Raw genomic sequence first — 14,376 nt, forward strand, 5'->3', positions numbered from 1 at the left:
CCATCTATCGATGGCCGCTTTTTTGTCTGCGTGTAGTGCATTTTTCGTCTCTCCACTACGCTCAGCCCGGCATGAAAAAAGGACTTGCAAGCAAGTCCTGGACAGAAGTGTCAGGCCCCTGCGGCCCTGAGCCGCAAGGGCTGGTTGCGCTTAGCGGCCCAGACCGAGGCGGCGCCGGCCCGCAGCGAGCAGACCCAGCAAGCCGCTCAGGCTCAGCAGGCTCCACAGACCCAAGGCCGGCACCGGCACAGCGCTGCCTGCGCCAGGCGTGCCCGGGTCGACGGGAGTGCCTGGGTCAACCGGCACATCGGCCAGCCAGCCAGCACCACCGGGATCGGCGATCTGGCCGTTGGCGACCATGTCGTCATCCCCATCACCACCGTCGACGATCTGCACGGTCAGCGTATTGCCGTTCACGGCCGATGGCAGGTTGTACCAATGCGGCGTGGTGTTGGCCTTGGTGGGACCGAACTTCCAGTACTTGGCGTTGGCGGGCAGGGCTGCGGGGTAGCTGATGCTCATCTTGCCATTGCCGCCCATCGCGCAGCCCGTGGCCGTCCACTGCAGGGCGCCGTAGGGAACGCTCAGGCCTTGGGGCAAGGCGCCCAGCGAGGCAGCCGAAACAGCGACCGGCGCTTGCGCCAGGCGGCAGGCGTCCGCGCTGGTCCACTGCACCGCAGCGCTGCCGCCACCGCCAGCAGCGGGCAGCTCGACCTCAAAGTTCTGCTCCGGCTCGGGTTCGACGGGCGTGCCTTCCAGGTTCAGGCCCAGCACGATCGGGTTGTGGTCGCTGGAGCGGTAGGCATCGGCCGCGTAGAACGAGGTGACTTGCGCGGCGCTCTTGAAGTTGGTGTTGTAGTCGATGACCGGCGGCTCTTCCGCATTGATCTGCCACTTGACCACATTTCCCACCTGGCTGGAGAGCGCCGAGCTGACCAGCACATGGTCGAGCGAGCCCCACAGCGTCTGGAAGCTGTACGAGTACTGCCCCGCGCCCAGCTTCTGGTAGCCATGGCCTTCCAGGAAGGAGATCGGGTCTTCCTTGGCATAGGCGTTGAAGTCACCCATCAGCACATTCTTGCCATTGCCCGCTTGCGTCGGGTTGCCTTGCAGCCAGGCTTGCAGCTGCTCGACGGCACGCTTGCGCGACTGGTTGTTGGCGCCCTGGCCGTCGCCGATGTCGGGATCGTTGACACTGCCCTTGGACTTCAAGTGGTTGACCACCACGGTGAACTGGTCCTTGCCGCCGCCAGCGAGCGTCTTCTCGAAGGTCTGGGCCAGGGGCACGCGGTTGCCATAGGTGGCGTTGAAGGCATCGTACTGCGCCTCATCGGGCACGGCCGGCACACCCACGGGGGTCACACGGTCCTTGCGGTAGATGACCGCGACAGTGATCGCATCATGGCCTGCAGCGACTGCCGTTTTGCCGCCACCGGCATGGAAGGGCCCCTTCACGTAGTCATAGACATCGCTGCCATGCTGGGCGTTGAGGGCCCGGGTCAGCGCAGCCAAGGCGCTGGTGGTCTCAAAGCCGTTGTTCTGGATTTCCATCAGGCCGTAGACGTCGGCATCCAGCCCCAGCAGATTGCTGACGATCTTGTCGGTCTGGCGCGTCAGTTCCTCGGCATTGTCCGCACCCCGGCCTTCGAGCGAATCGCCGTAGGGGTTGGTAAATTTAGCCGTGCCCAGGGTGCTGAAGAAATTCAGCACGTTGGCCGAAGCGATCTTGACCGTCGGGCTGCCCACCGCTTGCTGCAGGTCGGCCACCGTGGGGCGCGCGGCACCGCTGAAGACCGGCTTTTGCAGCGGCTGCACCCGGTAGCTGGTCTGGTGCTCGCCCGCAGCCGTATCGATGAAGTGGTCCAGAATGCCTTCAATCGCTGGCGTGCTGTCTCCCGCACGCAAGCTGTTGCTGGCGCTCAGGTCCTGGCCATTGCGGCCCAGCACGGTGGCCGGGTTTTGCTTGGTGCTGCCATCGTCCAGAATGATCTGGCTGCGCTTGACCGTCTCCAGATAGGCCTTGTTGCCATTGATGTCGGGCGCATTCAGCTCGGTGTACTGCACCAGCTTTTCCTTGTCACTCAGCGTGACCATGCCATAGCGGCCCAGGTAGTAGTTGTCCGTCACGACCAGTGGGCCGGTGCTGCCGGTGATGCGCACGCGCATGCCTTCGTAGCGCTCCCAGTTGGCATAGGCGGGCATGGGCAGGCTCAGCTCCACCAGCGCAGGCAGCGCCTGCTTGGCGCCGCCATTGAGCACGCTGAAGTTCAGGATGCTGCCGCCCAGCTGGGTCAGGCCCTTGTACTCGCTGACCGTGGCGGTCAGTTGCACGGCCTGGCCCACGCTGTCGGCGCCCAGACCGGCAATTGGCGTGCTGCCGTAGTAGACAAACACCGCCTCGGAGGTGGCGACATTGTTGTCGTCGTCTTCGGGCAGCGACTGGATATAGAAGCCACTGAGGTCAGGCAGGTACGCGGTCACAATGCCGCGCACCGTCACGCTCTGGCCCACCAGGGGCGAGGCATCACCTGCGCCCTGCACCGCAGAGATCGGGGTGGTGGCCACCGGTGCCAGGTTCTGCGCCAAACCGGGCGAGCCGATATTGGCAGGCGTCGAGGGCTGGGCAAAGCCGTCGAGCACGCCGACCGCAGCAGCGGTATAGCGCGGCTCGGACGTGGACTTGCCATCCCATACCGCCGACACACCATTGCCGACCGTGGTGCCCGCATTGCGCACCGCCGCACCGGCGTGGTCGCTGGTGGAAACGGCTGTGCCGCTGGGGTTCTTCGCAGGAGCCACGGTCGAGCCATCGGTCGCCGTCAGCGCCTTGCTGCCGTAGTTCATGGCGGCCGCCACGTAGCCATTGGCGTCGTACACCAAGACGGCATCGCCCTTGCCCAGGCCTTGTCCGGCGACCAGGATGACGGGTGTGCTGGCCTGCAAGCCCCAGGCGGTACGGAAGGCATCGGGTGTGGTCTCATTGAGCACCACCAGACGTGCGCCCGCTGCCAAGCTGGTGCCGGCGGGGAAGGCGCTGGGCACCGCGCCGCTGCTGTCAGTCCAGCCCCAGCCGCTCAGATCCACGGGGCTGGTGCCGTAGTTGAACAGCTCAAAAAAATCGCCGCCGTCGGCATTGGAGTTGACCTCGGAGATCAGCACCTTGGCCGTGGCTGCCACCGCGCTGCTGACGGTAAAGCTCAGCGTCTGCTCCGCGGCCAAGGCGTTGCCGGCCATATCCTGCACCGCCCCGGCGGGCAGCACCAGGCTGTAGCGCTTGCCCGGCTGGTAGCCGCCGCTGCGCGTAAAGCTCAGCGCGCTGCCATTGATGGCCACTTGCGCATCGGTCATCGGCACGGTAGCGATCACGGCACCGTCTTCCAGCAGCGAGAGGCTGCCGCTGCCGCGCTGCACCGTTTCGCTGAACTGCAAGCGCACCACGGCCGTCTTGCCCACTTCCACGGCGTTTTGCAGGGGGCTGGTGCTTTGCAGCACGGGGGCGGTGGTGTCGGCAGCGACGGGGCCGCCGAGCTTGACGGTATTGCCCTGGAACTGCTGGTCTGCAAAAGGCAGATCCTTGGAGACTGAGCCCTTGCCCGGCCAGATGGTGTCGCCATTGTCCTGCAGCAGCTGCACGGTGGTGCCTTGTGCGGTGCTGGTGGGGCTGACCAGGGTCTCAAAGCTGCCACCGGTGGTGCGCAGCAGGTTGTCCAGTACGTTGTCCAGTTGCTGCACGTCGCTGGTGCCCAGGCCATTCCAGACAAAGAATGCAAAGTTGGTGTTGACAGCCGGATCGGCCTTGCCCGGAGGGCCGGCCAGGATCAGGAACTTGCCGTCATCGGTACGCTGCATGTCGCGAATGCCGCGCCCGCCCAGGTTCAGCTCGATGGGTGCGCCCAGCACAGGCGCAGTGCCCGCCACCATGGCTGCCGGGTTGGTGACCGGGATGATCAGCGCGCGGTTGCGTAGCTGGGCGCTGGCCAGCGGCGCGCGGAAGCCCAGCAGCAGCTGGCCGTCAGCGGTGGCCGCCATGCCTTCGATCGAGAAACCTGCAGCCGACTCGGGTGGCACCTTGTCAGCCGACGAGGCCACAAAGCCGTAGTAGTTGGCGCCCTTGCCATGGGCATTGGTGCGGTCCCAGGTGGTCAGCTGCATCTCCAGACCACCGTACGAACCCTTGAAGGTAAATTCCGTGTTGGCGCCGGTGCCCGACACATCCACCGCAAACAGGTGCTCGCGGTTGTCCGCCTCGCTGCCATCGGACTTGTTGCTGTGCGAGCCGGTGAAATACAGCGTGTTGCCGATGCGCGTGCCGGCCTCCAGGTCCAACTCCTTGGTCAGCCCCAGCAAGCTGCCAAATTCCCATTCCTTGATCGCCACACCGCCACCACGGGGGTAGACGCGCAGCACATTGCCTTCGTCGTCACCCACCACCATGTAGCTGGCGTCGAGTGCAATGCCGGCGGAGGCGTCCGAGCTGCCGGCCGTGGTCGTGGGCAGCGGGGTGAAGGTCGCGGTCTCGCCGGCATCCGGATCCACCACGGTCATCGCCGTGGGCGCCGTGCCGTTGCCCGTCCAGTTGGCAGCGGTGCTGATGGCCGACAGCAGCTCTGCGGCCGTGCCTTCGGTGACGCCCTTGGCGCCGTCATACGCAAAATTGTTTTGCTTGACCAGCGCAATGGCCGTGCCGCCATTGACCAAGCCAGGTGGCAAGGCCGAGGTATTGGAGTTGCTGGCGTTGCTGTCCCAGGTGCCAGCGGTCACATTGTTGAGCGCATACAGGAACCGTGGGGTGGCCTCAGAGCCCTGGTAGACCAGCACGCTGTCACCACCAGCGGCCAAGTTGAAGCTGCCCGTGGCGGTAACGCTACCGTAGTTGGCCGTGGGGGTCTTGGTATCTGCGGCGCCGATCTTGACGATGGTGCCCGCAGGCAGGTCCTCCGTCGCTTGCCACACCAGCACACCCTCGCCGCTGCGAAACGCGCCGGCATTGGTCCAGCCGTTGTCGGTCACACGGATCTCGGTGCCCGCTTCGATGTTGCGCAGCAGCACCAGGCTGACGGCATCGGGCGTATCCGACGCAAAACCGACCACCGCCACTTCGCCAGCGGCAAGCGTGGTCTGGGCAGAAGCGGGCAGCACACTGGCAGCCAGCAGCAAGGCAGCGGCCAGCGACAGGCCTTGGGATGCACGCACGCTGGCGCGGCATGCAGAGGAAATGGAGCGAAGAGCAAACATGGCAGCTAAGGAGGAAGTGGCAAACAACCTCTCTTTGTCGCCGCTGGCGATGAAAGCTCCGTGTCAGAAACTGTAAGCGTTCCCAAAAACCGACATCGCCGCCCTTGTCACCACCCGGTCACAACCAGGTCACAGTGCAAAGGCAAGCGCCACGCCAGCAAACAGGCTCACACCGATCCAGTGGCTTTTGCTGAAGGCGGTAAAACAGCCTTCGCGCGTGCGCTGGCGGATCAGGCTGTAGTGCCACAGCATCTGCGCGGCGGCTACAGCCACGCCCAGCCACCAGGGCCAGGCCAGCTGCAAGGGTGCCAGCGCCAGCACCGTCAGGCCCAGGCAGACCACAAAGAAAGCCATGATGGCGGCGACATCAAAACGGCCCAAGGTGATGGCCGAGGTCTTCATGCCAATTTTCAGATCGTCGTCGCGGTCGACCATCGCGTACTCGGTGTCATAGGCCAGCACCATGCACATATTGGCCAGCCACAAGAGCCAGGCCATCAACGGCACCTGGCCTTGCACAGCGGCAAACGCAATCAGCACGCCAAAGTTGAAGGCAATGCCCAAGAAAGCCTGGGGCATGGCAAAAAAACGCTTGGTAAAGGGGTAGAGGATGGTGAACAGCACCGCAGGCACCGACCAGGCCACCGCTTCCCAGCGCGTGGTCAACACCAACGCGAGCGACAGCAGGGTCAACACCAGGCCGACCATCGCCGCCTCGAACACCGAAATCTTGCCGGTGGTAATGGGGCGCTGCGCCGTGCGTTTGACATGGCGGTCGAACTTGCGGTCGGCAATGTCATTGATGCAGCAGCCGGCGCTGCGCATCAGAAAAGTGCCCAGCACAAACACCAGCACCAGATGCCAGCCCGGAAAGCCTCCCGACGCGGCCCACAGCGCCACCAAGGTGGGCCAGACCAGCACCAGCCAGCCGGCAGGGCGGTTGAAGCGGATCAGATCCAGGTACAGCGCAAAGCGCTCAGACAGCGAGGTGGAGGGATGGGCAGCAGCAGACATAGGGGGCAAGCATAGCGTCACAGGTCTACCCTGTGCCCTGTCTTTGTCAATTTTGGCGCTCGCCCCGCCCCAGCACCAGGGCCGCCAGCGCGCACCAGGCCAGGCCCAGCAGCGCGCCAGCGAGCACATCGCTGGCAAAGTGCGCCTGCAGCAGGATGCGGCTGAGCGCAATAGTGGCGACCAGCAGAGCGCAGCCCCAGGCCAAGGCCCGGCTCGCCGTCGGCGAGAGGCGGCCGCGCAGCGCCAGCCATAGCAGGCCATAGACCACCACAGCGCCCGAGGTGTGGCCACTGGGAAAACTGGCGCCCGATGTCAGCATCTCATGGAGCACCTCGGGGCGGGCGCGGTCCAGCAGGTTTTTCAGCAGGCGCACCGCCAGGCCATTGAGGCCGATGAAAAACACCCAGGCCCACAAGGCCTGCCACTGCGCGCCCAGCGCCAACCAGCCCGCCACCAGCAGCACCATGACCGCCAGCCAGCGCACATCGCCCGCAGCGGTCAGCACATGCAGCAGCTCCCGCATGGGCGCCGAGACATGGTCTTGCGCCCATTGCTGGGCCCCCGCATCGGCCGCCATCAAACGGGCATGGCCGGCATGCTCCGGGTAGACCACCACCCAGGCGAGCATCGCAAACACCAGCAGGCAGCCCGCTGCCACGCCCAGCGGCATCGCCACTGGCCGCTTGGCGGCATACAGCACGGCGGCCTGCCTGCGCGGCAGCCAGCGCCAAACCAGCGCCCCTGCCAGCAACCAGGCGGCGAGCAGCACCGGCATCCAGGCATCCAGCATGGCCAAGGCCTGAAAGAAGATGCGCGATCCCCCAGCCAGCTCCCGGCTCTGGGCCACCGCATGCTCAGCACCGAAAAGCCCCAGCGCGACCAAGCACAGCCCCTGGCGACACAGGCCTCGGCCAGCCGCCAACAACGATAGCCACCGAAGCGGCAACAACACAGACAACACGTTCAAAACACCCCAGAAAATACAAAACCCCATGCAGGCATGCCATGCATGGGGTCCAAAAGAAACCGTGCAGCGCGGTTTAGGCTTGCAGCATGGTCACGCCTGGCAGGTTGCAGGCAAAGATCGCATTGCGCAGCGCGGCAATGGCTTCGTAGCGGGTGAAGCTGCGGCGCCACACCAGCACCACGCGGCGCTTGGGTGCTTCGTCGTTGATCTCGTCGGTCAGCGGAATGTAGCGGATATGGGTCTCGTCCGATTTGCGGCGGCGCACACCCTTTTCCAGCGCATCCTTGGGCACCGACAGACGCGGCACCAAGGTCACACCCATGCCGGCAGCCACCATGTGCTTGATGGTCTCGAGCGACGAGCCTTCAAAGGTGCGGCGGATGCCTTCGGTGTTGCTGGAGTAGCGCGCGAACTCGGGGCAGACTTCGAGCACATGGTCACGGAAGCAGTGACCAGCGCCCAACAGCAGCATGGTTTCGTTCTTCAGCTCACTGGCCGAGATGCTGTCACGCGTAGCCAGCGGGTGCACGCTGGGCACGGCCGCAAAGAAGGGCTCGTCATACAGCGGTGCCATGGCCAGACCGGTATCGGGGAAGGGCTCGGCCACGATGGCGCAGTCGATCTCACCGGTACGCAGCATTTCCAGCAGCTTGGCGGTCATGTTCTCGTTGATCATCAACGGCATCTGCGGCGTGCGCTCGATCGACTGGCGCACCAGCTCGGGCAGCAGATAGGGGCCGATGGTATAGATCACACCCAGGGTCAGCACACCGGCGAGCGGGTCCTTGCCGCGCTTGGCAATTTCCTTGATCGCGGCAGCCTGGTCCAGCACGATTTGCGCCTGGCGCACGATCTGGTCACCCAGACTGGTGACCGACACTTCCGAGGCACTGCGTTCAAACAGCTTGACCTCGAGTTCTTCCTCCAGCTTTTTGATGGCGACAGACAAGGTAGGTTGCGACACGTAGCAGGCATCAGCGGCGCGGCCGAAATGCCTTTCACGGGCGACAGCAACAATATATTTGAGCTCTGTAAGTGTCATGTCAGTTTTTAGTGCGAATCGCGTATTGTGCATGGCCTGTGCACCGCCTGGCTAGAGCGCCAAGAGGACAAAGTGCCACACTGTGTTTCATCAGAACCGCAAGCTATGAGTTGTACTCTATTCCAGAGCACCATGGGTACCAATGAGCGACAACAAAAATAGCATTAATCTATTATGCGTCAAATGCAAGCGCTTGCTCACCGCTCACGTAGGTAAATATGGATGCCGGCATTTACATAATGCTACATAGTCATGCACCTACTTGCTTCGCTACCTCCCTGTTTCATAAGACATATTTGCGGTTTTTGACGCCGAGATACGCCATAAATCCAGTTACAGGATACGTTTAACATCCTCTATTCACGCAACACCATCATCATTTTGCGCAGCACTCATAGCACGAATCAATCAATATTTACCTAAATTTCGTCGTTTTTTTGCAACTTTTGAATCTTGTTTGCAATGCTGCCATGCAGCGTAACTGGTAGCTATGTACCCGTTTTCAAGCTTTGAGGTACTCGGCCTTGCCGCCTAACCAGCGCAGCACATGGCTGGCCGCCAGATCCGGCCAGCGGTCCAGCATATGCGGCGCCAGCTCCCGCGCCCATTCCAACAAATGCTTGTCGGCCTCCAGATCGGCAAAACGCAGCAACGGGGCGCCTGACTGGCGTGCGCCCAGAAACTCGCCCGGCCCCCGGATTTCCAGATCGCGCCGGGCAATCTCGAAACCATCCGAGGTTTCGGCCATCGCCCGCAGGCGCTCTTTGGCCGTTTCGCCCAGTTTGCCGTTGTCCCCCACCGCGTACAGCAGCACACAGGCCGATGCGGCAGCGCCTCGCCCCACCCGCCCGCGCAGCTGGTGCAGCTGGCTCAGGCCAAAACGCTCGGCATGTTCGATCACCATCAGGCTGGCATTGGGCACATCGACGCCCACCTCAATCACCGTGGTGGATACCAGCACGCCCATCACGCCTTCGCTGAACAAAGCCATGACGGCTTTTTTCTCGGCGGTCGGCATGCGCGAATGCAACAGACCCACCATGACCCCGGGCAGCGCCTCGCTCAGGTCGGTATGGGTCGCAGTGGCATTGGACAGGTCCAGCGCCTCGCTCTCCTCGATCAAGGGGCAGACCCAGTAGACCTGGCGCCCCTGGGCAATCTGGTCGGCAATGCGCGAGACCACCTCATCGCGCCGGCTGTCGCTGATCAGCTTGGTGACCACCGGCGTGCGGCCCGGGGGCAGCTCATCGATGGTGGAGACATCCAGGTCGGCGTAATAGCTCATCGCCAAGGTGCGCGGGATGGGCGTGGCGCTCATCATCAGCATATGCGGCTCCATGCCGGTGGACAGCAGCTTTTGCCGCAGCGCCAGGCGCTGGGCCACACCAAAGCGGTGCTGCTCGTCGATGACGGCCAGCCCCAGCTTTTGGAACTGCACCTGGTCCTGGATGACGGCATGCGTGCCCACCACCAGCGCGGCCTCGCCGCTCTCGACCAGGGCCAGCATCTCGGTGCGCTGTTTTTTCTTTTGCGCACCGGCCAGCCAGGCCACCTTGAGGCCGCGCGGCGCGAGCAGGGGCTCGAGCCAGCCCACCAGCTTGGCAAAATGCTGCTCGGCCAGGATTTCGGTGGGCGCCATCAGCGCGCACTGCCAGCCCGCATCGATGGCGATCACCGCCGACAGCGCCGCCACAATGGTCTTGCCCGAGCCCACATCGCCTTGCAGCAAGCGGTGCATCGGTATGTTGCACCCCAGGTCGCGGGCGATTTCCTCGCAGACCCGGCGCTGCGCCCCGGTCAGCGCAAAGGGCAGCACGGCCAGAAACTGCTCATGCAGGTTCAGGCTGCCATCAGCCATGCGCTGCGCCGCCAGCGCCGGTGCGCGCAGGCGGTCGCGCTCGCGCTTGGCCGTCAGCTGCGACAGCTGCTGGGCCAGCAGCTCTTCGGCCTTGAGGCGCTGCCAGGCCGGGTGGCTATGGTCCTCCAGCGTTGCCAGCGCCACATCGGGCGTGGGGTGGTGCAAAAACTGTAGCGCCTCGCGCAAGGTGTAGGCCCGGCCCAGGCCGCCCTCACCCTGGTAGCGGGCGTAGGGCAGGTCCACACCGGGCGGCAGGGTCTCGCTCAGGTCGGCGCGCTGCACGCCGCTGATCACCGCGCGGCGCAGATAGGGCTGGGGCAGCCCTGCCGTGGTGGGATAGACGGGCGTCAGCGACTGAGGCAGCTCGCCACCGGCCAGGCGAAAGGCCGGATGCAGCATTTGCCGGCCCCAAAAGCCCCCCTTGACCTCGCCACGGATGCGCAAGGTATTGCCCACGGCCATGGTCTTTTGGTGCGAGGGGTAGAAGCTGAAAAAGCGCAGTTCGCAGGGGTCGCCATGGGCGTCCTCCACCCGAACCACCAACTGCCTGCGCGGGCGCAGCTGCACATCGGCCGACACCACCGTCGCCTCGATCTGCGCGACCTCGCCGTCACGCGCATTGCGCAGCGCAATGATGCGCGTCTCGTCCTCGTAGCGCAGCGGCAGGTGCAGGGCCAGATCGATGTCGCGCGTCAGCCCCAACTTGGTCAGCGCTTGCTGGGCCGGGTTCTTGGCAGGACTCTTGGCGGCGCTGGCTGCAGGCGCCACCTCAGGCGTCGCGCCCGTTACCTTGCGCGGCCGGCCAGGCTTACGCCCCTTGGCGGGCGCGGCATCATCAGCGGAGTTGGCGGGCGTGGCAGCGGACATGGAGGCAGTTTCAGCAATGCTGCATTCTGGCATGCTTTGCCGCACGACTGGTTAAAAAGACAGTGCCTCTGCAGGCCGCCCGCAGCATCAGCGCCGCACGCGACGGCGCCGCAGATAGCGCTCCCAGAGCTCGAACACCAGCTCAGACAGCAGCGCCAGCGCCGCAGCGGGCAAGGCGCCAGCCATCATCAACGCGCTGTCGTTCAAGGCCAGACCGGTCACAATGCGCTCGCCCAGGCCGCCGGCGCCAATGAAAGCCGCAATCGTGGCCGTGCCAATGCCGATCGCGCAGGCGGTGCGGATACCCGCCACCACCGTGGGCATTGCAATCGGCAGCTCCACCCAGCGCATGCGCTGCGGCCGTGTCATGCCCAGGGCCGAGCCCGCGCTGCGCAAACCCGGCGATACCTCCGCCAAGCCCGCGCAGGTGTTGCTCAAAATCGGCAAGATCGAATAAGCCGTCAGTGCCACCAGCGCCGGCAGCCGCCCGATCACGCCAAACCAGGCAATCAACACCGCCAGCAGCGCCAGCGACGGAATTGTCTGCAGCACCCCAGCCGCGCCCAGCGCCAACGCGCGCGAGCGTGCATGCGGAAACAGCACAATGCCGGCGGGCACCGCCATCAGCGCCGCCACCCCTACCGAAATGAGCACCAGCGCCAGATGCTGCGCCGTCAACCGCCACAGATCGGGGGCCACCAGACGCGTCCACAGCCGCGCAGCAAAACTGGGCTGGCCAGCGGCTTTGGCATCGGCCGAGGTAGCGCCAGCCGCTTGCGGCGCCCCACCTGCCAGAAACTGCTTGGCAATCTCGGCGAAGCCCTGGCCCTGCAGCTCCGCCTGGGCATTCATGCCGATCATCGCCTCTTCGCTGATCCGGCCCTGCAGCTTTTGCAGCGCGGCCCAGGCCACCGGCTTTTGCTGGGGCAGCTCCTGGCGGTAGAGCAGCAGCGCGTCATAGCGCGGAAAGTACGCCAGGTCGTCCTCCAGCACCAAGAGGCCCAAATGGTCGATCTTGGCATCGGTGGTGTAGATATCCATCACATCGATGTGCTGCTGCGTGATGGCCTCATAAGCGAGGCCATGGTCCAGCCCCTGGGGCTTGGCCTGCAGGCGGTAGCGCTGGGCCAGGCCCGGCCAGCCGTCACCCCGGCCAATGAATTCGTTGGACAGGCCATAGCGCAGCTGACTGTGGCGCGCCAGGTCGCTCAAGCTTCGGATGCCCAGCTCCTCGGCCTGCTTGCGGCGCATCGCCAGCGCATAGCCGTCGTTAAAGCCCAAGGGCACACCCACCGCCAGGCCCAGCGGCGCCAGCGCTTCGTTCAGCGACGCCAGGTCGCTACCCTTGGCATGCTTGGCAATCTCCAGCGCAATGGTGCCGCTGTACTCGGCATAGACATCGATCTGGCCGGAGCGCAGCGCCTCGTAGACGATGGCAGTATTGCCCAGGCCCTGGCGTACCTGGGTCTGGACGCCAGCGGCCTGGGCCTGCTGGGCCATGATCTCGGCCAGCACATAGGATTCGGTAAAACGCTTGGAGCCCACGCGCAGGCTCTCCTCCTGCGCGGCCCCGGCAGCCGGTGCCGCGAGGATGCCCAGAACCCAGACCAGCGCTAAGGTCATCAAGTGGCAAAGACGTTGCATCGGGCCACTATAGCAAGCGCATCGCCCAGCCACGTAGGAGGCCACCACCAACGGCCCCAAGCCCGCGCAGCCTGCTGCGCCTCTGCCACAGTGGCACAATCGCCCCCTTGTTTTGATCCCTGTGAGCTGCGGGTGTGTTCCGCCTGCATGAGCCAACGATGACTGCCTTCTCCGGTGTCCGCCGCACTTTTCAACTGAGCGATTTCGATTTCGAGCTACCCGAAGCACTGATTGCCCAACACCCGGCTGCCGAGCGCAGCGGCTCCCGCCTGCTGGATGCGCGCGAGCCCGGCCTGGTGGACCGCCGCTTCCACGAGCTGCCCAATCTGCTGCAGGCCGGTGATCTGTTGGTCTTCAACGACACCGAGGTGATCAAGGCGCGCATCTTTGGCGAGAAGTCCAGCGGCGGCAAGATCGAGCTGCTGATCGAGCGCGTGCTGCAGGACAACGAAGTCGTCGCGCACATGAAGGTCAGCAAAAAGCCGGCCGTGGGCGGCGTGCTGCACATGATGGGCGGCAAGAAGGCCGGCGGCTTTGACGCCACCTTGCTGGGCCGCTGGCCCAACGAGATGGGCGCACTGTTTCGCCTGCGCCTGAGCGGCCCCAACGGCGAATCGCCCTGGGAGCTGATGCAGCAGCACGGCCACATCCCCCTGCCCCCTTATATAGAGCGCGAGCAGCAGACCGGCCAGGATCCCAACCAGGCCGAGGACGAGCAGCGCTACCAGACCGTGTTTGCCAAGAACCCCGGCGCCGTGGCCGCCCCCACCGCCGCGCTGCACTTTGACGAGAAGGTGCTGGCTGCCCTGGAGGCCAAGGGCGTGGAGCGCGCCAGCGTCACCTTGCATGTGGGCGCAGGCACTTTCCAGCCGGTCAAGACCGAGAACCTCAAAGACCACCAGATGCACAGCGAGTGGTACAACATTCCACTGCCCACCCTGGCGGCGCTGGAGCGTTGCCGCCTGCGCGGTGGCCGGGTCATCGCGGTAGGCACCACCACGGTGCGCACCCTGGAGTCCTGGGCCCGCACCGGCCAGCTCTCGGACGACACCAATATCTTCATCACGCCCGGCTTCCCGTTCCGCGTGGTCGACATGCTGGTCACCAACTTCCACCTGCCCAAGAGCAGCCTGATGATGCTGGTCAGCGCCTTTGCCGGCTACGAGCACATCATGGGCCTGTACCAGCACGCGATTGCGCAGCAGTACCGCTTCTTCAGCTATGGTGACTCGATGCTGCTGCAGCGCCAAAAGGAGCCGGCCGCGGCCGACGCGGCCACCGAGCAGCCGCCTGCTGCGTTCTGACGCCCACGGCCAGGCTCCAGCCGGGCCCAGGCCGACTCAAGCCCGGCCACTGCCCAGCGCAGGCCCGGGCTGCCCCTGCGCGGCCGATCCCTGCAGGATATAGAGCTGGAAATCGCCGATCTGCACCACATCGCCGGCGAAGAGAATCTTGCGTTTGACCGGCACGCCGTTGACCAAGGTGCCGTTGGTACTGCCATGGTCCTCGATGGTCAGCACGCCGGCGCGTTCGCGCAGAAAAAACGCGCCGTGACTGCGGCTCACACTGGGGTGGTCCAGCATAAAGCGGCTGCCGGGGTCGCGGCCAATGGTCGAGAAGCCCTCCTCCACGCTCCAGGTGTGCAGGCTCAGTCGCTTCTTGTCCTTGACCAGAATATCTTTTGCCATCGCAGGTGCCTTCTGTGGTTGCCGTTGCAAGGTGGCATGCGCCGCCGCCAATCTACCAAAC

8 protein-coding genes are annotated in these 14,376 nt (G+C 64.7%); 1 reads left to right on the forward strand and 7 read right to left on the reverse strand.

What is annotated here, in order from left to right; genetic code table 11:
- Positions 1–150 precede the first annotated feature (150 nt).
- The 6 genes from N4T19_RS13465 to N4T19_RS13490 all read right to left on the reverse strand — a co-directional run bounded on the left by N4T19_RS13465 (position 151) and on the right by N4T19_RS13490 (position 12,606).
- Positions 151–5,235 (reverse strand): ExeM/NucH family extracellular endonuclease, encoded by a 5,085-nt coding sequence (locus tag N4T19_RS13465; protein WP_260718265.1) that lies wholly within the window; start codon positions 5,233–5,235, stop codon positions 151–153.
- 129 nt (positions 5,236–5,364) lie between these two features.
- On the reverse strand, positions 5,365–6,249 hold the full coding sequence (gene ubiA / locus N4T19_RS13470) for a 4-hydroxybenzoate octaprenyltransferase (RefSeq protein ID WP_260718266.1): 885 nt from the start codon (positions 6,247–6,249) through the stop codon (positions 5,365–5,367).
- 46 nt (positions 6,250–6,295) lie between these two features.
- Positions 6,296–7,096, reverse strand: a complete 801-nt coding sequence (locus tag N4T19_RS13475) for a phosphatase PAP2 family protein (protein ID WP_260718267.1) — start codon at positions 7,094–7,096, stop codon at positions 6,296–6,298.
- A 193-nt stretch (positions 7,097–7,289) separates the two neighbouring features.
- Positions 7,290–8,258 (reverse strand): LysR substrate-binding domain-containing protein, encoded by a 969-nt coding sequence (locus tag N4T19_RS13480; RefSeq protein ID WP_021028298.1) that lies wholly within the window; start codon positions 8,256–8,258, stop codon positions 7,290–7,292.
- A gap of 502 nt (positions 8,259–8,760) precedes the next feature.
- Complete coding sequence (gene recG, locus N4T19_RS13485) at positions 8,761–10,983, reverse strand: ATP-dependent DNA helicase RecG (RefSeq protein ID WP_260718268.1); 2,223 nt, start codon at positions 10,981–10,983, stop codon at positions 8,761–8,763.
- An 87-nt stretch (positions 10,984–11,070) separates the two neighbouring features.
- Positions 11,071–12,606, reverse strand: a complete 1,536-nt coding sequence (locus N4T19_RS13490; protein ID WP_232539460.1) for a glycine betaine ABC transporter substrate-binding protein — start codon at positions 12,604–12,606, stop codon at positions 11,071–11,073.
- A gap of 179 nt (positions 12,607–12,785) precedes the next feature.
- On the opposite strand from N4T19_RS13490, the gene queA reads away from it, so the two are divergent.
- Positions 12,786–13,931, forward strand: a complete 1,146-nt coding sequence (gene queA / locus N4T19_RS13495; RefSeq protein WP_182343754.1) for a tRNA preQ1(34) S-adenosylmethionine ribosyltransferase-isomerase QueA — start codon at positions 12,786–12,788, stop codon at positions 13,929–13,931.
- A gap of 36 nt (positions 13,932–13,967) precedes the next feature.
- Here queA and N4T19_RS13500 read toward each other — a convergent pair whose 3' ends face one another.
- The gene (locus tag N4T19_RS13500; protein ID WP_116926303.1) at positions 13,968–14,315 is read right to left on the reverse strand and encodes an FHA domain-containing protein; all 348 of its coding nucleotides are present in this window, start codon (positions 14,313–14,315) and stop codon (positions 13,968–13,970) included.
- Positions 14,316–14,376: the final 61 nt, after the last annotated feature.

The sequence above is a fragment of the Comamonas squillarum genome (assembly GCF_025309455.1).
GTDB lineage: Bacteria > Pseudomonadota > Gammaproteobacteria > Burkholderiales > Burkholderiaceae_C > Comamonas > Comamonas squillarum.

What these genes read in the sequence shown, in the direction of transcription:
- N4T19_RS13465 (WP_260718265.1), bottom strand. Translation starts at nt 5,235, where the DNA reads ATGTTTGCTCTTCGCTCCATTTCCTCTGCATGCCGCGCCAGCGTGCGT.
- ubiA (WP_260718266.1), bottom strand. Translation starts at nt 6,249, where the DNA reads ATGTCTGCTGCTGCCCATCCCTCCACCTCGCTGTCTGAGCGCTTTGCG.
- N4T19_RS13480 (WP_021028298.1), bottom strand. Translation starts at nt 8,258, where the DNA reads ATGACACTTACAGAGCTCAAATATATTGTTGCTGTCGCCCGTGAAAGG.
- recG (WP_260718268.1), bottom strand. Translation starts at nt 10,983, where the DNA reads ATGTCCGCTGCCACGCCCGCCAACTCCGCTGATGATGCCGCGCCCGCC.
- N4T19_RS13490 (WP_232539460.1), bottom strand. Translation starts at nt 12,606, where the DNA reads ATGACCTTAGCGCTGGTCTGGGTTCTGGGCATCCTCGCGGCACCGGCT.
- queA (WP_182343754.1), top strand. Translation starts at nt 12,786, where the DNA reads ATGACTGCCTTCTCCGGTGTCCGCCGCACTTTTCAACTGAGCGATTTC.
- N4T19_RS13500 (WP_116926303.1), bottom strand. Translation starts at nt 14,315, where the DNA reads ATGGCAAAAGATATTCTGGTCAAGGACAAGAAGCGACTGAGCCTGCAC.